This window comes from Micromonospora sp. NPDC047644, assembly GCF_040704315.1.
Classification (GTDB): Bacteria; Actinomycetota; Actinomycetes; order Mycobacteriales; family Micromonosporaceae; genus Micromonospora.
Genome location: NZ_JBEYSY010000011.1, coordinates 91500 through 110511 on the forward strand (window position 1 = coordinate 91500; position 19012 = coordinate 110511).

At 72.4% G+C, this 19012-nt stretch carries 16 protein-coding genes; 11 read left to right on the forward strand and 5 right to left on the reverse strand.

Annotation, left to right across the window (positions count from 1 at the left end):
* The first annotated feature begins 11 nt into the window (after nt 1-11).
* Both AB0877_RS19375 and AB0877_RS19380 read left to right on the forward strand, forming a co-directional pair.
* Nucleotides 12-788 (forward strand): alpha/beta fold hydrolase, encoded by a 777-nt coding sequence (locus tag AB0877_RS19375; RefSeq protein ID WP_366610374.1) that lies wholly within the window; start codon nt 12-14, stop codon nt 786-788.
* A 304-nt stretch (nt 789-1092) separates the two neighbouring features.
* A complete protein-coding gene (locus AB0877_RS19380) occupies nt 1093-2385 on the forward strand; it encodes a multidrug effflux MFS transporter (RefSeq protein WP_366610375.1) in 1293 nt (430 codons plus the stop codon).
* A 47-nt stretch (nt 2386-2432) separates the two neighbouring features.
* On the opposite strand, the gene AB0877_RS19385 is transcribed toward AB0877_RS19380, so the two are convergent.
* Nucleotides 2433-3104: a hypothetical protein gene (locus AB0877_RS19385; protein WP_366610376.1), complete on the reverse strand. Its 672-nt coding sequence runs from the start codon at nt 3102-3104 to the stop codon at nt 2433-2435.
* 23 nt (nt 3105-3127) lie between these two features.
* On the opposite strand from AB0877_RS19385, the gene AB0877_RS19390 reads away from it, so the two are divergent.
* Together AB0877_RS19390 and AB0877_RS19395 are read left to right on the forward strand one after the other, a co-directional pair.
* Nucleotides 3128-3646, forward strand: a complete 519-nt coding sequence (locus AB0877_RS19390; protein WP_203125586.1) for a hotdog domain-containing protein — start codon at nt 3128-3130, stop codon at nt 3644-3646.
* A 143-nt stretch (nt 3647-3789) separates the two neighbouring features.
* Nucleotides 3790-5787: an acetoacetate--CoA ligase gene (locus AB0877_RS19395; protein ID WP_366610378.1), complete on the forward strand. Its 1998-nt coding sequence runs from the start codon at nt 3790-3792 to the stop codon at nt 5785-5787.
* A gap of 165 nt (nt 5788-5952) precedes the next feature.
* Here the strand turns inward: AB0877_RS19395 and AB0877_RS19400 are convergent, their stop codons facing one another.
* Nucleotides 5953-6642, reverse strand: a complete 690-nt coding sequence (locus AB0877_RS19400; RefSeq protein WP_366610380.1) for a TIGR03089 family protein — start codon at nt 6640-6642, stop codon at nt 5953-5955.
* A gap of 154 nt (nt 6643-6796) precedes the next feature.
* Between AB0877_RS19400 and AB0877_RS19405 the strand changes: the two genes are divergently transcribed.
* Nucleotides 6797-7942 carry a glycosyltransferase family 1 protein gene (locus tag AB0877_RS19405; RefSeq protein WP_366610382.1) on the forward strand — a complete coding sequence of 382 codons (1146 nt, stop codon included), beginning with the start codon at nt 6797-6799 and terminating at the stop codon, nt 7940-7942.
* Between the two features lie 63 nt (nt 7943-8005).
* Complete coding sequence (locus AB0877_RS19410) at nt 8006-9097, forward strand: sugar phosphate nucleotidyltransferase (protein WP_366610383.1); 1092 nt, start codon at nt 8006-8008, stop codon at nt 9095-9097.
* Here the strand turns inward: AB0877_RS19410 and AB0877_RS19415 are convergent.
* Entirely contained in the window at nt 9066-9683 is a 618-nt protein-coding gene (locus AB0877_RS19415) for an NUDIX hydrolase (protein ID WP_366610385.1), read from the reverse strand. The genes AB0877_RS19410 and AB0877_RS19415 overlap by 32 nt on opposite strands.
* A gap of 373 nt (nt 9684-10056) precedes the next feature.
* On the opposite strand from AB0877_RS19415, the gene AB0877_RS19420 reads away from it, so the two are divergent.
* A complete protein-coding gene (locus tag AB0877_RS19420; protein ID WP_366610387.1) occupies nt 10057-11049 on the forward strand; it encodes a winged helix-turn-helix domain-containing protein in 993 nt (330 codons plus the stop codon).
* A gap of 11 nt (nt 11050-11060) precedes the next feature.
* On the opposite strand, the gene AB0877_RS19425 is transcribed toward AB0877_RS19420, so the two are convergent.
* Entirely contained in the window at nt 11061-12146 is a 1086-nt protein-coding gene (locus AB0877_RS19425) for a coenzyme F420-0:L-glutamate ligase (protein ID WP_366610388.1), read from the reverse strand.
* Nucleotides 12143-13090, reverse strand: a complete 948-nt coding sequence (cofD, locus tag AB0877_RS19430; protein ID WP_366610389.1) for a 2-phospho-L-lactate transferase — start codon at nt 13088-13090, stop codon at nt 12143-12145. Before cofD ends, AB0877_RS19425 begins: the two co-directional genes overlap by 4 nt.
* Nucleotides 13091-13187: 97 nt before the next feature.
* Between cofD and AB0877_RS19435 the strand changes: the two genes are divergently transcribed.
* From AB0877_RS19435 to AB0877_RS19450, 4 genes are all read left to right on the forward strand, one after another.
* Nucleotides 13188-14282, forward strand: a complete 1095-nt coding sequence (locus AB0877_RS19435; protein ID WP_366610390.1) for a hypothetical protein — start codon at nt 13188-13190, stop codon at nt 14280-14282.
* 294 nt (nt 14283-14576) lie between these two features.
* Nucleotides 14577-17120 (forward strand): bifunctional FO biosynthesis protein CofGH, encoded by a 2544-nt coding sequence (locus AB0877_RS19440; protein WP_366610392.1) that lies wholly within the window; start codon nt 14577-14579, stop codon nt 17118-17120.
* A gap of 161 nt (nt 17121-17281) precedes the next feature.
* On the forward strand, nt 17282-17560 hold the full coding sequence (locus AB0877_RS19445; protein ID WP_355005597.1) for a hypothetical protein: 279 nt from the start codon (nt 17282-17284) through the stop codon (nt 17558-17560).
* A gap of 51 nt (nt 17561-17611) precedes the next feature.
* A complete protein-coding gene (locus AB0877_RS19450) occupies nt 17612-19006 on the forward strand; it encodes a DUF4331 domain-containing protein (protein ID WP_366610394.1) in 1395 nt (464 codons plus the stop codon).
* Nucleotides 19007-19012: the final 6 nt, after the last annotated feature.

A 19012-nucleotide genomic window follows, 5' to 3' on the forward strand; every position in this document is an offset into this window, starting at 1 on the left:
AGAGCCGTTCCGTGAACCGCCTCACCACCCACGCGCCCGCCCGCGCCCAGGGCTGGCTGGCCGCCGGGCCGCGCCGCCGCGTCACTCCCGCCGTCCGACTGATCTGCCTGCCGTACGCCGGTGGTGGGTCCTCGGCGTACCACGGGTGGCAGGAGCTGCTCGGCGACGACGTCGAGGTCTGCCCGGTCGAGCTGCCCGGGCGGCAGTCCCGCTGGCGTGAGCCGGCGTACACCGGGGTGCGGCGGCTGGTGGAGGCCCTCGCCCCGGCGCTGGCCCCCGAGCTGGGGGTGCCCTACGCCCTGTTCGGGCACAGTATGGGGGCGCTGGTCTCCTTCGAGCTGGCCCGCGAACTGCGTCGCCGCGCGGTGCCGCCGCCCCGGGTCCTCTTCGCCGCCGGTGCCCTCGCGCCGGGGCTGCGGCGTACCTCGCCGAACATCCACGACCAACCGGACGCGGTGGTCGTCGAACGGCTGCGGGAGTTGGGCGGTCTGGACGAGGAGATCCTGGCCGAACCCGAACTGCTCGACCTGCTCCTGCCCGCGATCCGCGCCGACTTCGCCGTCTGCGAGACCTACGAGTACCGGCCGGAGCCGCCGCTGAGCTGCCCGATCGTCGCCTTCGCGGGCGACCGGGACCGGGAGGTGCCGCCGGATCGGGTCGCGCCGTGGCGGGAGCACACGTCGGCCGGGTCCACCCTGCACGTGCTGCCGGGCGGGCACTTCTTCCCGATGACGGCCCGGGAGGCCCTGCTGGACACCGTCCGGGCCACCCTGGCGGCGGGAAGTTAGACGGAGGGCGGGCCGGTCACCCGGCCCGCCCGACCCGGCATGGTCCGGCAGGCGAGTCGCGCGGCGGACGGGGTGGGGTGACTCCTCACACATCGGGAACGTCACACAGCGCCGAGGTGTTGCCGACCGAGAGGATCACCCTCGGATCATCGCGCCATCCGGCCACCCCGCCACGACCCCTGCCTCGTCACATCCACGCTGCCCACCGCCGGGCACCCCACACCGGGACGCCGCGTCCGCGCGGCGCCGGTGACGCCCGCGCCGCCGCTCGTGACGACGCACCAGCTTCCGCAGAGAGATCGAAATGACAGAGCAGTTGGTGGACAAGACCGGACACGAACCAGCCGTCGCGCAGGAGGTGCTGCCCGGCGACCTGATGACCAACCGTCAGCGGGCGCAGCTCGTCCTGGTGCTGGGCGCCCTGATCGCGATCGGGCCGCTGACCATCGACATGTACCTGCCCGCGCTACCCGCCATCACGGCGGGCCTGCAGACCACCGAGACCGCTGTGCAATTGACGCTGACCGGCACGCTTGTCGGTCTCGCGTTGGGCCAGTTGCTGATCGGGCCGCTCTCCGATGTGGTCGGGCGACGGGTTCCGCTGCTGGCCGGTCTGGCCGCGCACATCGTGGCATCCGTGCTGTGCGTCTTCGCACCCAACATCGAGGTCCTCGGCGGGCTGCGCGTACTCCAGGGGCTCGGCGTCGCCGCCGCCACCGTGGTCGCGACGGCAGTGGTCCGCGACCTGTTCAGCGGTGCCTCGTTCGCCCGGATCTTCTCCCGGCTGATGCTCGTCATGGGCCTGGCGCCCATCCTCGCGCCGACGCTCGGCAGCGGTCTGCTGAGCTGGACCGACTGGCGGGGCGTCTTCGCGGCGCTGGCGGTGCTGGGCGCGCTGCTGATCGTCGTGGCCGCGTTCCGGCTCCCGGAGACCCTTCCGGTGGCGCGTCGGCGGCACGGCGGGGTGAGCGCCACCCTCCGCGACTATCGAGGGCTGCTCAACGACCGGGCGTTCGTCGGCCTTGTGCTGGTCGCCGGGCTGGCGATGGCCGCCCTGTTCGCGTACGTCTCCGGTTCGTCGTTCGTGCTCCAGCAGGAGTACGGCCTCGACGAGCAGCAGTTCGGCATCGCCTTCGGGGCCGGCGCGGTGGGCCTGATCGGGGCCACCCAGTTCAACGTGCGGCTGCTGCGCCACTACACCCCGCAGCAGATCCTGGTCAGCGCCCTGATCGCCGGAACGGCAGCCGGACTGCTGCTGGTCATGTTCGCGGCGACCGGCATCGGTGGCCTGGGCACCCTGCTCGTGTCACTGTGGCTGGTCCTGGCCGCCGCCGGTCTCGCCCTGCCGAACGCGCCGGCACTGGCCATGAGCCGGCACAGCGAGGCCGCCGGCACCGCCGCAGCGCTGCTCGGCGCGGTGCAGTTCGGCATCGGTGCGTTGTCGGCGCCACTGGCCGGTCTGTTCGGCACCGGGAGCGTACCGATGGCGATAGTCATCGCGGGCGGCATGGCCGCCGCGCTGATCGTCATGCTCCTCGTCGTACCCCGCGCCGGCCTCGGCACAGTCGACCCGGACCTGGCGATCGCGCTGCACTAGCCCGCAAGAGACGGAGGGCGGGCCGGTCACCCGGCCCGCCCCGGCGATCAGCGGATCTCGGTGGTGTCCTCGGGGCGCGGTTGGCTGCGCGGTGGGGCGGACCAGGGTGATTCGCCACCCACCCGGCGGGGCAGCGGCTCGGTCGGTGTCGAGTCGGCCGGGTAACCGAGAGTGAGGGGTGCGGTGTCGCGCTCGGCGGGTGCGGGGGCCGGCCAGTCGGTCAACGTGAAGTCGTCGTTGCGGGGGCCTCCGTCCGACCCGGGGGTCGGTGCCGCGGCCGGTTCGGTCGCCGGCCTCGGCCACTGCCGCCACCGCTGTTGACTGAAGGTCGCCATCAGCAGCAGCAGACCGAGCAGGAAGAGCGTGCCGTTCTCCACCGGCAGTCGCAGCGGCAGAGGATCGCCGAACACCTTCCACTCGTGCGGGATCGCGTCCCGCACCGAGAAGGGCGCCACGAACATGCCGATGTACGGGGTGACCAGCAGCGCACCGGCCACCAACGGGCCCAGTGGCGAGAAACGCAGCGTGCCGAGCAGGCCCAGCAGGACACCGCCGACACCGAGGTACACGGCCGGCTCGATCAGGTTGGCGGTGTTGAACGTGCCGATCTCCACCCAGCGGTCGACCGTCCGGCTCGACCCGTCCTGCCCCAGTGTGACCAGCACCCAGGTGATGGGCGCCACCACCAGCCCGGCGAGGAAGCTCCAGAGATGTCGCATCCGCGCACCGTACCGTTTTCGACATGACTGAGCACCTCTCCGCCCCTCCAACCGGCAAGCCGACGTCGTACTCGCGCGTCACTCTCAGCAAGATCATGACCGCGGTGGACGTGAACCTCTACGGCACCGTGCACGGCGGGGTCCTGATGAAGTTCGTCGACGACGTGGCCGGGGCCGCTGCCGCCCGACACAGCGGAGGGACCGCGGTGACGGCGGCGATCGACGAGATCGTCTTCTCCGAGGCGGTCCGGGTCGGCGACCTGGTGCACGCGCACGCCCAGGTGAACTGGACCGGCCAGACCTCCATGGAGGTGGGCGTGCGGGTGGTCGCCGAGCGGTGGGACTCGGCCGAGGACGCACCGGTCCGGGTCGCCACCGCGTACCTGGTGTTCGTCGGCGTGGACGTGGGTGGGGCGCCGCGGGCGGTCCGCCCGGTGCTGCCCGAGACGGCGGAGGACGAGCGCCGGTACAAGGAGGCGGAGATCCGCCGAGCGCACCGGCTGGCCCGCCGCCGCGCCATCCAGGCCCACCGCGCCGGCTGACCCACATGAGGTGACGGGTCGCAGTGTGGGACGGGCACGCGTCGGTTGGCCTACCCGGTGCGCAGAATGGCGCTTCGAGGTAGGGCAAGATGGCGCCACGGCCCAGTCACAGTGTCGTGTCGGGCCAGGGGGAGGGTGGAGCAGTGGGTGACATGCTGTGGACGCCGCCGGCGGACGTCCGTGAGCGGTCCCGGATCGGTGCCTACCTGCGCTGGCTGCGGGAGCACCGCGGGTTGGACTTCGCCGACTACGACGCGCTGTGGCGCTGGTCCACCACCGACCTGGACGGGTTCTGGCGCTCGATCTGGGACCACTTCGAGGTGATCGCGCACACCCCGCCGAGTGCCACCCTCGCCGAGCGGGGGATGCCCGGCGCCCGCTGGTTCCCCGACGCCACGCTCAACTACGCGGAGAACGTGCTGCGGATGCCGGGGCGGGCCGACGACGACCCGGTGGTGATCGCGCACGGGCAGACCCGCCCGCCGATCACGCTCACCGCGGGGGAGCTGCGCGAGCAGGTCCGCCGGGTGTCGGCCGGGCTGCGCCGGCTCGGCGTCACCGCCGGTGACCGGGTGGCGGCGTACGCCCCGAACATCGCCGAGACGTACGTCCTGCTGCTGTCCACCGCCAGCCTGGGCGCGACCTTCTCGTCCTGCGCGCCCGAGTTCGGCACCCGGAGCGTCACCGACCGTTGGCAGCAGATCGAACCGACGGTGCTGGTCGCCGTGGACGGCTACCGGTACGGCGACAAGCCGGTGGACCGGCGTGCCGAGGTCGCCGCGATCCGGGCCGCCCTGCCGTCGCTGCGCCACACCGTCAGCATCGGCTACCTCGACCCGACCCGCCCCGCGCCGGACGGCGCGCTGGGCTGGGCCGAGCTGGCCGCGCCCACCGACGAGCCGTTGACCTTCACGCCGGTGCCGTTCGACCACCCGCTCTACGTGCTCTACTCCTCGGGCACCACCGGGCTGCCGAAGCCGATCGTGCACGGCCACGGCGGCATCCTGCTGGAACACCTGAAGATGCTCGCCCTGCACCACGATCTGGGCCCGGCCGACCGGTTCTTCTGGTTCACCACCACCGGCTGGATGATGTGGAACTTCCTGGTCTCCGGCCCGGCGGTGGGGGCGGCCATCGTGCTCTTCGACGGCAACCCGGGGGTGCGGGCGGAGCCCGGCCGGCCGGCCGAGCCTGACCTGGGCGGGCTGTGGCGGCTGGCGGCGGAGACCGGGACGACGTACTTCGGCACCTCCGCGCCGTACCTGCTGGCCTGCCGTAAGGCCGGCTTGGTCCCCCGGGAGGTCGCCGACCTGTCGGCGCTGCGCGGCGTGGGTTCCACCGGTGCGCCGCTGCCCGCCGAGGGCTTCCGCTGGGTGTACGAGAACGTCGGCGACCACGTCCAACTCCAGTCGCTCTCCGGTGGCACCGACGTGTGCACCGGTTTCGTCGGCGGGGTGCCGCTGCTGCCGGTGTACGCCGGTGAGATCGCCTGCCGGGCGTTGGGCGCCAAGGTGGAGGCCCGTTCCGCCGACGGCACGCCGGTCATCGGCGAACTCGGCGAGCTGGTGATCACCGAACCGATGCCGAGCATGCCGGTGGGCTTCTGGAACGACCCGGAGGGCACCCGTTACGCGGAGGCGTACTTCGACGTCTACCCGGGCGTCTGGCGTCACGGTGACTGGATCACCATCAACGAGCGAGGTGGCTGCGTGATCACCGGCCGCTCCGACGCCACCCTCAACCGTGGTGGGGTGCGTCTGGGCACCGCCGAGTTCTACTCGGTGGTGGAAGGGCTCGACGAGGTCCTCGACTCGGTCGTCGTGCACCTGGAGGACGACGAGGGCGGCGCGGGTGAGCTGCTGCTCTTCGTGGTGCTGGCCGAGGGTCTCGAGCTGGACGACCCGATGCGCGCGAAGATCTGCCGTGAGCTGCGCACGGCGCTCTCACCCCGGCACGTCCCCGACGAGATCCACCAGGTGCGTTCGGTGCCCCGCACCCTCTCGGCGAAGAAGCTGGAGGTGCCGGTCAAGAAGATCCTCACCGGCACCCCGGTCGACCAGGCCGCTGCGAAGGGCGCCCTCGCCAACCCCGAGTCCCTGACCGCCTTCGCGGCCCTCGCCAAGTCCCGCCCCCAAACCTGACCCCCGCCCCCGCCCCCCGCCCCCCGCCCCCGTCCCCGCCCCTCACCCCGTCGATCTTGCACTTTCTGTCGCGGCATACCGGGCGATCTGCGCATACCGGCAACCGAAACTGCAAGATCGACGGGGCGGGTAGGGCGGGGCGGGGGCGGGCGGGGCGGGGCGGGGTTACGGGAGGGGGTGGGTGACTTTTTCTGCCGTCAGCCTGTTGGCTAGGCGGGCTGGGTCCTGGTTGGCGCAGAGGACCACTGTGGCGGCTCGGGTCAGCGGGGCCAGCAGCCAGTCGACCGGGTCGGTGTGCCGGTCGGCGTCGACGAGGATCCGCGCGCCCGGATCGATGCCCAACTCGGTCGCGCGGGCCTCGGCCCGGGCCAGCAGGTGCGCGTCGGTGGGGCCGGGGCCGGATTGCGGCGTGAAGTGGTCACCGTGTCCGCGTACCTCGACGACGTAGTCGGCGAATCCGGGCGGCACCTGCCGGAGCGGGGCGGCCAGCGGGGCCAACCCGAGGGCGTACCGCTCGTCGGCGGACCAGGACTGCGCCTCGTCGAACCGGTCGGCGGCGGCGAAGAGCACCCCTACCTCGCCCGGCGTGTCGACGACGCTCAGCTTGGCCGACCAGCAGGCCAGCAGCACCGCCGCGGTCTGCCAGTGTGGCGGCAGCACCACGCCGGCCGGGGTGCCCGGCGCGAGGCCGACCTCGTCGACGAGCAGGTTGACGGTCTTCGCCACCCAGTTCGCCAACGTGACGCCGGAGAGTTCGGTGCGGTCGCCGGTGGCGTCGTCGTACCAGGTGAGCAGCGGTCGGGTCGGGTCGGTCGCGATCGCGTCGGCGAACACCCGGGCAATGTTGTCGGCCATCGGCGCGAACGATACGCCCCCGCGGGCCGTACTCGATGACGATGACAAGTCGGCGTACCGTCGGGTCGCAGTCAGCGTCGGCCCCGTGCCCCGGCGTAGGCTTTACCCCCGGAGTGTTGTTCCCCACAGTCTCGCCAGTACAAGGAGTCGCCCCGTGACCGCCGGTCGCCCGCCCCGCGTGCTCATCGACGCCACGAGTGTCCCCACCGACCGCGGTGGTGTCGGTCGATACGTCGACGGTCTGCTCGGCGCCCTCGGCAAGGTGTGCGGGTCGGGGGTGGAACTGGCGGTGGTCAGTCTCCGCACCGATCTGGAGCGGTACACCCGCATGCTGCCCGGCGCGGAGATCATCCCGGCCCCGGCCGCCGTGGCGCACCGCCCGGCCCGGCTCGCCTGGGAGCAGACCGGCCTGCCGCTGCTCGCCCAGCAGGTCGGCGCAGAGGTGCTGCACTCGCCCTTCTACACCTGCCCGCTGCGGGCCGGATGTCCGGTCACGGTCACCGTGCACGACGCGACGTTCTTCACCGAGCCGGAGCATTACGACAAGTCGCGCCGCACCTTCTTCCGCAGCGCCATCAAGACCTCGTTGCGCCGCGCCGACCGGGTGATCGTGCCCAGCAAGGCCACCCGGGACGAGCTGATCCGGTTGCTCGACGCCGACCCGACGCGGATCGACGTGGCCTACCACGGCGTCGACCAGGCTGCCTTCCACGCTCCCACCGAGGAGGAGAAGGCTCGGGTGCGAGCGCGTCTGGGGCTGGGCAACAGCAGCTACGTCGCCTTCCTCGGCGCCAAGGAACCTCGCAAGAACGTGCCCAACCTGATCCGTGGGTGGGCGCGGGCGGTGGCCGACCGGGTCGACCCGCCGGCCCTGGTGATCGCCGGTGGGCAGGGGCACGACGAGGACATCGACCGGGCGGTCGCCGAGGTGCCGTCGCACCTGCGTCTGCTGCGCCCCGGCTACCTCCGCTACGCCGACCTGCCAGGTTTCCTCGGCGGTGCCCTGGTCGCCGCGTACCCGTCCTACGGTGAGGGGTTCGGGCTGCCGATCCTGGAAGCGATGGCGTGCGCCGCCCCGGTGCTGACCACGCCGCGGCTCTCGCTGCCCGAGGTGGGCGGCGACGCGGTCGCGTACACCTCGGAGGACCCGGAGCAGATCGGCATCGACCTGGCCGCCCTGCTCGACGACGAGCAGCGGCGGTTGTCGCTGGCGAAGGCGGGGTTCGACCGGGCCAAGGAGTTCACCTGGGAGTCCAGCGCCGAGGTGCACATCTCCGCGTGGAGTCGCGCCCGTTCCTGACCCTCCGCACCGCTGCGGGTGACCCGTGCCACTTTGGGCAGGTACGTCGGGCATGATGTGCGGATGCTTTATGCGGTCATTCCGGCAGGTGGCAGTGGCACGAGGTTGTGGCCGTTGTCCCGCGCCGGCCATCCCAAGTTCCTCCACCCGCTGACCGGCACGAGCGCCTCGTTGCTCCAGGCGACCGTCGAACGGCTCGCGCCGCTGACCACACCGGACCGGATCCTCGTGGTCACCGGTGCCGCGCACGTGACGGCGGTGGCCCGGCAGTTGGCCGTGCTGCCGGAGGAGAACATCCTGGTCGAGCCCTCCCCCCGGGATTCCTGCGCGGCGATCGCGTTGGCCGCCGCGGTGATCGCGACGCGCGACCCGAACGCGGTGATGGGCAGCTTCGCGGCCGACCACCTGATCCGCGACCCGGACAGCTGGGTCTGCACGGTCCAGGAGGCGGTCCACGGGGCCCAGCAGGGAATGCTGATGACCGTCGGGATCACTCCGACCCGTGCGGAGACCGGCTACGGCTACCTGGAGACCGGCGATCCGACCGAGGGTGTGCCGTGGCGACCGGTGGCCGAGTTCAAGGAGAAGCCGGCCGCCGAGGTCGCCGAGGCGTACGTCCGTTCGGGCCGGCACCTGTGGAACGCGAGCATGTTCGTGTGGCGGGTGGACGTCTTCCTCGCCGAGCTGGCCCGCCAGCAGCCGGCGCTGCACGCCGGCGTCGCCTCGATCGCCGCCGCCTGGGGCACCCCGGAGCAGGACGACGTCCTGGGCGCGATCTGGCCGACCCTGCCGAAGATCTCCGTCGACTACGCGGTGATGGAGGGTGCGGCCACGGCGGGTCGGGTCGCGACGGTGCCGGGCGACTTCGGTTGGAACGACGTCGGTGACTTCCACACCCTCGGCGACGTGCTGTCGGCCGACGACGCGGGCAACGTGGTGCTCGGCTCGGAGGCCAAGCCGGGCGTGCTGCTGCGGGACAGCAGCAACCTCGTGGTCGTCCCGCAGTCGGGTCGGTTGGTGGCGGTGCTCGGTCTGCGCGACCTGATCGTGGTGGACACCCCGGACGCGGTGCTGGTCTGCCCGCGCGACCGGGCGCAGGACGTCAAGGGCCTTGTCGACGAGCTCAAGGGGCGAGGCGAAGAGGGCTACGTCTGAGGGCGGCGAGGGCCGGTGCGACCAGTTGCGCGGTCCCGCCGGCCAGCGGCTCGGGCAGTTGGTCCGGTGGGAACCAGCCCAGCTCCTCGGCCTCGTCGCTGACCTGCTCCACGGCCGACGGCGGGGCGATCACCGCGAACCGGACGTCGTAGTGCGCCGAGCCGCCTTGACACTGCACCTGGTGCACGTCCACGTCGATCGGCACCGGGTCGATGCGCAGGCCGGTGATCCCGGACTCCTCGGTGGCCTCCCGGAGCGCCGCGCCGACCAGGGTCTGGTCGGTCGGCTCGCAGTGCCCGCCGAGCTGCACCCACCGCCCGAACTTGCCGTGCAGGCAGAGCAGCACCCGGGAGCCGGTGGCGTCCAGCACCAGAGCGCTGGCGGTGACGTGCCCCGGGCGGTGCTGCCGGCTCATCGCGACCGGACCGGCGGCGAGCAACGCCAGGGCCCGGTCCCGCGCGCTGGCCGCGTCCGGGCTGGTGGACTGCCAGCCCTCCAGCAACGCGGTGGCGTCGGCGTGCAGCGCCTGGTAAGTCTCGGGGTCGGTCGGCTGGGCGGTCGGGCCGGTGATCACGGTGTCGGGCACCCCGCCACTGTACGAGCGTGTGCTCCGTAGGGCGGCTCGGTGACCCTGCGACTCGTCGAATTCGTGGTGGCCGGTCGCGCTCCGGGTCGGTTGAGCCGGCGCGGGGGCGGGATGACCGGACGGCACCTCTGCGGAGCAAGGGCCGCAGACCCTCGTGGTGCCGTCCGATCACCGGGGCCTCCCCGGTCCCGGTGCCCCCGGCAGCACGGGCGTCAAGGACGCGCGGCGCCGTGTGCGGGCATGGGAAGCATGCCCAACCGGCCCAGGAGGCGTCGAGGTTTTTCAGTCCAGGCTTAAAGATGGAGATTACTGCCGGCCAGGTAGAGTCGAACGGTCATCCGGCATCCCCCTGTCGGCGACACAGGAGCGCTCCATGCTGAAGATCCACTTTTCTGGGGAGGACATCCTCCGGACCCGGGTGGCGCCGGCGGCGGACCCGGTCTGGGAGCTGGTCCTCAGCCTGCACGTGTTGCGCGGCCGCACCCGCGATCCGCTGACCGCCAACTGGCGACGCAGCGTGGCCCGGGATCTGCGTCAGGACTCCGCCTCCGAGCAGCTCCGCCTGCTCTTCGCGTTGAACCCGCCGCGTGGCTACTTCCCCGACTTCCTCACCCCGTACGCCAGTGTCGAGGGCTTCGAGGCCGGGCTGGACGCGCTCCGCCGCACCCCCGCCGAGCTGCTGCACCGGGACCTGAGCGTGCTGGCCGCCGAGAATCAGCTGCCCTCCTCCGCGGCCGCGCTCGCCCGCGGTGAGCTGTCGGCGCTGCACCACCTCGCCGAGTCGATGGAGCAGTACCGGTCGCTGGCGATCAGCCCGTACTGGAGCCGGATCCAGGCCGCGGTCGCGGCGGACCGTACGCGGCGGGCGCGGGCGCTGCTCGACGGCGGCGTCGAGGGCCTGCTCGCCAGTCTCCGCCCGGCGATGCGCTGGGAGGGCGGTGTGCTGGAGGTACGCGGCTACCCGCACACCAGGGAGCTGCACCTGGACGGCCGTGGGCTGCTGTTGGTGCCGTCGTTCTTCTGCGCTGCCACCCCGGTCGCGCTGCTCGACCCGGCGCTGCCGCCGGTGCTGGTCTATCCGGTGGACCGGCTGGGCGCGCTGGTCTCCGCCGACAACGACGCCGCGTCCGACGCCGCCCGCGAATCACTCGCCGCGCTGCTGGGTCGCACCAGGGCGGCGGTGTTGCAGGCCAGCGACGAGGGCTGCACCACCGGGGAGGTCGCCCGCCAGCTCAACATCTCACCGGCGGCGGCGAGCCAGCACGCCACGGTCCTGCGCAACGCTGGCCTGCTGGTCAGCCACCGTGAACGCAACAGCGTGCTGCACACGTTGACCCCGCTGGGCCGGGCCATGCTGGACGCGTGACCCGGCCAGCTCTAGAGGGCGAGCGCTGCGCTCGCCGGGCTGCCGGGCGGTGGCGGCAACAGCGTCGACCCGACGCCCTGGGCGGCCAGGGCGACGCGCAGCCGGTGCAGATCGGCGCCGAAACGAACCAGACCGATCGGCTCGACGGGCGTCGGTGCCGAGCCGAGCAGCAGGTCCGCACCGTCCGGCCAGCCGGGCATCTCGGCGACCAGACCGGCGCGTACCTCGGCCTCGTCGACCAGTGTGAAGACCGTGCCGGGGGCGACCACCTCGGCGACCGCGTCGATCGCCCGTCGCACCGCGGTCAGGTCCGCCGGTGTCGGGCCCGGACCGTCGGTCAGGGTGGCGGCGTCGGCGAGCCCGGCGGCGCGGGCCTCGGCGGTACCGAGCGAGAACAGGTCCTGCGCCGCGTCACGGATCAGCGCCCGTGCGCCACCGGCGTCGTCCGGGTCGCTGGCCGGCAGATAGCCCCGCACCACAGCGACGGGAACCTGATCGCACTTGCCCTTGATCAGCTCGCCGGCACCCGCCAGCTCGTCCACCACGGCCATCTGGGTCAACTGCAACTCGTTGCCGTACGGGTCGACCTCGCCCCGGTGGTCCCGGATGGCCGGCATCCCGGCCACCCCGAGCGCCACGTCGGTGAGCCCGTTGCGCCAGGGCCGGCCCATCGTGTCGCTGATGATCACGGCGAGGTCCAGGTCGTAGCGCTCCAGAAGCGCGTCCCGAAGAGCCCGCGCCGAGGCGTCCGGGTCGACCGGCAGCAGCACCAGTTGGGTCTTGTCCACGTTCGACGCGTCGATCCCGGCCGAGGCCATGACGAAGCCGTGGTGGGTCTGCACGATCCGGGTCGCCCCCCGACTGGCCACCACCCGGGCGGTCTCACCGGCCAGGACCTCGTCCCGGGCGGCCAGCCGCTCCGGGCCGTCCGCCGGCACGTCGACGAGCCGCCCCTCCGCCTTGGAAACGATCTTGCTGGTCACCACCAGCACGTCACCGTTGCGCAGCCACGGCGCGGCAGTCGCGATCATCGCGGCCAGATCGTCACCCTCGGTCACGTGGCCGATGCCGAGCACCGGCAGAATCTCCAGCCTCACGTCAACTCCACCGCGGCGCGGACCATGGCCGCCGTCGCCGCCTCGTCGGTCATCCGCAGCGGCACCGCGCGGACCGTCACCTCGGGCACCACAGTCCCCGCGTCCTCCTCGGCCACCAACCAACCGTCGAGCAGACCGCCGCTCGCCCGGCCGCCGTAGAGCCGACCCACCCCCGCCGCGCTGCACTCCGCACCCAGCACGGCCAGGCACCGGTCGGCCATCCCCCGCACCGGCGCGCCACCGATGATCGGGGAGACACCCACCACCGGCGCCGGGCCGTCCGCCACCGCGGCACGCAGCCCCGGTACGGCCAGCACCGGCGCGACGCTCACCACCGGGTTGCTCGGCGCGATCAGCACCAGGTCGGCCGAGGCGATCGCGTCCAGCACCCCCGGTGCCGGCTTCGCCGTCTCCGCGCCCACGAACACGAAACGGTGCGTGAGGATGTCGGCCCGGTACCGCACCCACCACTCCTGAAAGTGGATCGCCCGCTGACCCTCGTCGTCCTGGACCACGGCGTGGGTCTCCAGGCGGTCGTCCGTCGCCGGCAACAGACGTACGCCCGGCTCCCAGCGGCTGGCCAGCGCCTCGGTGACCGCGCTCAACGGGTAACCGCCGTTGAGCATGGTGCTGCGGACCAGGTGGGTGGCGATGTCCTTGTCGCCGAGGCCGAACCAGGTCGGCTCCGCCCCGTACGCGGCCAACTCCTGTTTGACCGTCCAGCTCTCGCCGACCCGACCCCAACCCCGTTCCGGGTCGGCGCCCCCGCCGAGGGTGTACATGACGCTGTCCAGGTCGGGGCAGATCTTCAGCCCGTGTAACCACAGGTCGTCGCCGACGTTGACAACGGCGGTCACCTCCGCGCCGACGTCACGGGCGTACGCCCGGACGCCGAGCAGGAACCGGGCGCCGCCGATGCCGCCGGCCAGAACCACGATGCGCATGTCGACCATCCTCGCGCACGTGACGCCTCCGATCGGTAGGTGGCCCGGGAGACTAGGCTCACGGTCACCTGTCCGTTGATGCCCCGAGGGGGAGCTCGTGACCAGCCCCGCCGAGCCCGCGTCCGCCGACGCGACGCAGGCCCGCCAGCTGACCAAGCCACTACGGGAGCTCGCCGCGCTCGCGCTGCTCGGCGCCAACGCCGTGTTCCTCTTCGTGGGCCTGCTCCGGCTGATCGCCCCGAACGACTACGGCTCCTTCACCGACCGCGCGGGTAGCGCCTTCTACGCGTTCGTCGGGGTGGAGGCGGTGGGCCTCCCGCTGCTGGCGGTGCTGCTGGCCACGCACATCTCGCCGGTGCTGCCGAAGGCCAAGCTGATCACGCAGGCGGCTCTCGTCGAGTACGCGGTCAGCGCACTGTTCGGCACGCTGACCATGCTGATCTGGACGGTGGGTCGGCTGGCCGAGGCCGAGGTGTTCGACGCGCTGCTCGGTGTGCTCACCCGGTTCGCCTGGATGGTGATCTTCGCGGTCGCCGCCTGGGTCGTCTACACCATCTGGCGTGCCCACTACTACGTGCCGCGAGCCAAGCCGCAACCGGGCGTCTACGGGCAGCCCCAGCCGGGCTGGCCGCAGCAGCCGGGCGGTTGGCCGGCCCCGGGTCAGCCCGGCGGCCAGCCGCAGGGTGGGTGGCCCGCTCCCGGCCAGCCCGGCGGCTACCCGCAGGCCGGTCAGCCGGGTGGCTACCCGCAGGCCGGCCAGTACGGCCAGCAGTCGCCGCCGTTCCAGGCCCCGCAGTCGGCCCCGCCGTACCCGCAGTCCGCGCCGCCGTCCCCGCAGTACCCGCAGTCCGCGCCGCCGTCCCCGCAGTACCCGCAGTCCGCGCCGCCGTCCCCGCAGTACCCGCAGTCCGCGCCGCCGTCCCCGCAGTACCCGCAGTCCGCGCCGCCGCACCCGCAGTCCGCCCCGCCGTTCCAGGCGCCGCAGTCCGCGCCTCAGGCGAACCCGGCCCCCCAGTCCGCGCCGCCGTCCCCGGCCGCGCCGCCGTTCGGGCAGCCGCCGTCGGCCGACCCCACTCAGGCGATCCCGCGCCAGTCCGCCGACCCCACCGAGGTCATCTCGAACCCCACCGACCCCAACAACGACCGCACCCAACACATCAAGCCCAACGACCACCCCGACCAGCCTCGCTGACCCGAAGTCCGCGCCGATCTTGCACTTTCGGTAGTCGAAACAAGCGAGATGTCCCGAAAGTCGGGACACAAACCGCAAGATCGCGAACCTCCGGCACCACAACTCCGTCGATCATGGAGTTGTGGTGCCGGATCCGCGCTTTACGAGACACTTTGTCACCCACCACAACTCCTTGATCCACGGGGCGATGCGGGGCGCGTGCGCCCGGAGCGGGGTTGGCGCACGGAGCACGGTGCGGCGCGGGGCTCGGTGGGGACTGGTGGGGTGGCGTCGGGCTGCGCATAGGGTGAGTGGATGGTTGATCGCACCCACTCCGGCCCGAGCGATGCGAGCGTGCGGCGGGCCCTGGGCCGGGCCGCGAACGGGCGGGCGCTGGATGCCGACGAGGCGACCGCGCTGCTGTCCGCTCGTGGCGACGCGCTGGACGAGTTGCTGCGGCTCGCCGGGGGAGTCCGCGACGCCGGACTGCGCGACGCCGGGCGGCCGGGTGTGGTCACGTACTCCAAGAAGGTTTTCATTCCGCTGACGCGGCTCTGCCGGGACCGGTGCCACTACTGCACGTTCGCGACGGTGCCGCACCGGTTGCCGGCGCCGTTCCTGGACCGTGACGAGGTCCTGGCGATCGCCCGGGCCGGTGCCGCGCAGGGGTGCAAGGAGGCGCTGTTCACCCTGGGTGACCGGCCGGAGGAGCGTTGGCCGGCGGCGCGGACCTGGCTGGACGAACGCGGTTACGACTCGACCCTCGACTACCTGCGGGCGTGTGCGGTGGCGGTGTTGGAGGAGACCGGGCTGCTGCCGCACCTCAACCCCGGGGTGCTGTCCTGGTCGGAGTTGCAACGGCTCAAGCCGGTCGCGCCGAGCATGGGCATGATGTTGGAGACGACCGCGACGCGGTTGTGGTCCGAGCCGGGGGGCCCGCACTTCGGCTCACCGGACAAGGAGCCGGCGGTCCGGTTGCGGGTGCTTGAGGACGCGGGCCGGGTCGGGGTGCCGTTCACCACGGGCATCCTGATCGGCATCGGGGAGACCCCGGCGGAGCGGGTGGACGCGCTCTTCGCGATCCGCCGCGCGCACCGGGAGTACGGCCACCTCCAGGAGGTGATCGTGCAGAACTTCCGCGCGAAGCCGGACACGGCGATGCGCGGCATGCCGGACGCGGAGCTGCACGATCTGGCCGCCACAGTGGCGGTGGCCCGGCTGCTGCTCGGCCCGAAGGCCCGGATCCAGGCTCCGCCGAACCTCATCGCCGGCGAGTACGACCTGCTGCTGCGCGCCGGCATCGACGACTGGGGTGGCGTCTCCCCGCTCACCCCCGACCACGTCAACCCTGAGCGCCCCTGGCCGCAGATCGACGAGTTGGCCCGGCACACCGAGTTGGCCGGGTTCACGCTGCGGGAGCGGTTGACGATCTACCCGGAGTACGTGCGCGCGGGTGACCCGTGGCTCGATCCCCGGCTGCTGCCGCACGTCGGCGCCCTGGCCGATCCGTCGACGGGCATGGCGGTCGAGTCGGCGACGCCGCAGGGGCGACCGTGGCAGGAGCCGGAGGAGGTGTTCGGCGGGCGGGTCGACCTGCACGCCACCATCGACACCACCGGCCGTACCGACGACCGGCGTGGCGACTTCGACAGCGTCTACGGCGACTGGTCGGAGGTCGCTGGCAAGGTCACCCCGGAGGCGACCGCCCGCCGGGCGGGCGTACCCCCGGTGCCGGCCGGGGTCGGCGCGGACCGTGACCTGGCGGCCGGGTTGCGGCTCGCCGCCGACGACCCGGCGGCGCTGCTCGACCCCGCGCACACCGATGCCGCGCTCGCGCTGTTCGGCGCGGACGGGCCGGCGCTCGACGCGTTGTGCCGCCTCGCCGACGACGTGCGCCGGGCGGCGGTCGGCGACGACGTCACCTACGTGGTCAACCGCAACATCAACTTCAGCAATGTCTGCTACGTGGGCTGCCGCTTCTGTGCGTTCGCGCAGCGTGAGCGGGACGCCGACGCGTACCGGCTCTCCGTCGAGCAGGTCGCCGACCGGGCGGAGCAGGCGTGGGCCGCCGGGGCCAGCGAGGTGTGCCTCCAGGGCGGCATCGATCCGAAGATGCCGGTCACCGGGTACGCCGACATCGTGCGCGCGATCAAGGCCCGGGTGCCCGAGATGCACGTGCACGCGTTCTCGCCCATGGAGATCGTCACCGCCGCCGCGAAGGCCGGGGTGCCGATCCGTGAGTGGCTGCTCCAGCTGCGCGAGGCCGGGCTGGACACCATTCCGGGCACCGCCGCGGAGATCCTCGACGACGACGTGCGCTGGGTGCTGACCAAGGGCAAACTCCCGGCCGCCGCCTGGGTCGAGGTGGTCAGCACCGCCCACGAGCTGGGCATCCGGTCCAGCTCCACGATGATGTACGGCCACGTCGACCACCCCGGGCAGTGGCTGGCGCACTTCCGGGTGCTGGCCGGGGTGCAGGACCGCACCGGCGGGTTCACCGAGTTCGTGGCGCTGCCCTTCGTGCACACGAATGCTCCGATCTATCTGGCGGGTATCGCCCGCCCGGGGCCGACGTGGCGGGAGAACCGGGCGGTGCACGCGATGTCCCGGCTGCTGCTGCACGGCCGGATCGACAACATCCAGTGCTCCTGGGTGAAGCTCGGCGACGAGGGCACCGTGGCGATGCTCCAGGGTGGCTGCAACGACCTGGGCGGCACGCTGATGGAGGAGACCATCTCCCGGATGGCCGGCTCCGACAACGGTTCGGCGCGTACCGAGGAGCAGTTGCGGGCCATCGCGAAGGCCGCCGGCCGTCCGGCGCGCAAGCGGTCGACTGCGTACGGTCACGCCCGGCCCTGACGTCGAACCTTTCCCCGCCACCGGCCGTACCACGCGATGCCGGCGGCGGTCGCGGCGAGGACCGCCGCCGGTGTCCCCTCAGGGGCCCGGCGGCGTCGCGAGACGGCACCGGCCCGTCCGTCTCCGCGGGCGCGTTCGCGCCACCGCCGGAAAGGTTGCCCATGACCAGTGATCAGCGGAAGCGGCAGTGGCCGCGACTGACCCGCCGGCAGACGTTGACCGCCGCGGCCAGCGCCACCCTCGGCGCCGCCGCGCTCACCGTGCCGGGCCTGTCGGCCGCGCAGAACGCCCCCGGCGCGGCCGGACGCGCCGACGAGCCGATCGTCGTGCACCTGCGTGACGCCGACTCCGGGACGATGGACGTCTTCGTCGGTGAGAGGCGCATCGAGGTACGCGACCGCGGCCTGGCGGACCGGCTGCGGCGCGCCGCCCGGCGCTGACCCACCTTCCGCCCCGCCAATCCTGTCCCCGCCCAGTGAGGTTGGTCCGTCATGTCTTCCCACCGCGAGGCCCCGGAGATAGCCAAGGATCCGGTCGCCGACAGCTCCGACCTGTACGCGTTCGTCAGCCCCGACAAACGCGACACGGTCACGTTGATCGCCAACTACGTGCCGTTGCAGCTCCCCTCCGGGGGTCCGAACTTCTTCGAGTTCGGCGACGACGTGCGCTACGAGATCCATATCGACAACGACGGTGACGGTCGTCCGGATGTCACCTACCGGTTCGAATTCACCACCGAGATCACCAACCCGAACAGTTTTCTCTACAACACCGGTCCGATCGACTCGCTGGACAGCAGAAACTGGAACCGGCGGCAGTTCTACAGCCTGACCCGGGTGGCCGACGGTCGCGAGCACCGGCTGGCGCACAAGCTGCAGTGCCCGCCGTGCAACGTCGGCCCGCTGTCCACTCCGAAGTACGCCGACCTGGTGCGGCAGGCCACCTACTCGCTCTCCACCGGGGAACGGGTGTTCGCCGGGCAGCGCGCGGACGGGTTCTTCGTCGACCTCGGGGCGATCTTCGACCTGGGCACGCTGCGGCCGTTCCAGCAACTGCACGTCGCGGGGAAGAAGATCTTCAAGGCCGAGGGGGAGCCGGTCAACGCCACCGACCGGATGAACGTGCACAGCATCGCCGTGCAGGTGCCGATGGAGCGGGTTCGTCGGCGCGCCAGCCGCTACGGTGCCGGCGATCGGGCATCGGTGATCGGGGTGTGGACGTCGGCGTCGCGCCGGCAGGTGCGGGTGCTCGGCGACCGGGGCGCGGCGGACACCAGCACCGGCCCGTTCACCCAGGTCTCGCGGTTGGGCAATCCACTGTTCAACGAGGTCGTCGTGCCGATGTCCAAGAAGGACCTGTGGAACTCGCTGCCGCCGTCGGAGGACAAGCGGTTCGCCCCGTTCGTCGAGCAGCCCGAGCTGGCCGCGTTGCTGCCGGCGCTCTACCCGGACGTCTTTCCCAACCTGGACAAGCTCAACAAGACGAAGAAGGCGCGGGCCGACCTGGTGGCGATCCTGCTCACCGGCGTGCCGGCCGGGCTGATCGACGGCTTCACCAACACCACGGGTGACGTGCAGGCCGACATGCTGCGACTGAACACCGCGATCCCGCCGACCAGGCGCCCGGACCGGTTCGGGGTGCTCGGCGGCGACCTGGCCGGGTTCCCGAACGGGCGGCGGGTCGGCGACGACGTGGTCAGCATCGCCCTGCGGGCCATCGCCGGGGTCACCGTCCCGTTGGTGGACAAGACGTTCCGACCGGACGCGGCCGCCGCCGCGGTCACTCCGGGGTTGAGCGCCGCCGACGTGACCGCGCCGTTCCTCGGAAACTTCCCCTACCTGGGTACGCCGTACGACGGGTTCAACAACCCGTCGGCGGCGTCCTGAACGGGG

Coding starts and splice junctions, on each gene's coding strand:
- AB0877_RS19400 (WP_366610380.1), bottom strand. CDS start 6,642: ATGGCCGACAACATTGCCCGGGTGTTCGCCGACGCGATCGCGACCGAC.
- cofD (WP_366610389.1), bottom strand. CDS start 13,090: ATGCGCATCGTGGTTCTGGCCGGCGGCATCGGCGGCGCCCGGTTCCTG.
- AB0877_RS19440 (WP_366610392.1), top strand. CDS start 14,577: ATGGTTGATCGCACCCACTCCGGCCCGAGCGATGCGAGCGTGCGGCGG.
- AB0877_RS19410 (WP_366610383.1), top strand. CDS start 8,006: ATGCTTTATGCGGTCATTCCGGCAGGTGGCAGTGGCACGAGGTTGTGG.
- AB0877_RS19390 (WP_203125586.1), top strand. CDS start 3,128: ATGACTGAGCACCTCTCCGCCCCTCCAACCGGCAAGCCGACGTCGTAC.
- AB0877_RS19420 (WP_366610387.1), top strand. CDS start 10,057: ATGCTGAAGATCCACTTTTCTGGGGAGGACATCCTCCGGACCCGGGTG.
- AB0877_RS19385 (WP_366610376.1), bottom strand. CDS start 3,104: ATGCGACATCTCTGGAGCTTCCTCGCCGGGCTGGTGGTGGCGCCCATC.
- AB0877_RS19450 (WP_366610394.1), top strand. CDS start 17,612: ATGTCTTCCCACCGCGAGGCCCCGGAGATAGCCAAGGATCCGGTCGCC.
- AB0877_RS19445 (WP_355005597.1), top strand. CDS start 17,282: ATGACCAGTGATCAGCGGAAGCGGCAGTGGCCGCGACTGACCCGCCGG.
- AB0877_RS19380 (WP_366610375.1), top strand. CDS start 1,093: ATGACAGAGCAGTTGGTGGACAAGACCGGACACGAACCAGCCGTCGCG.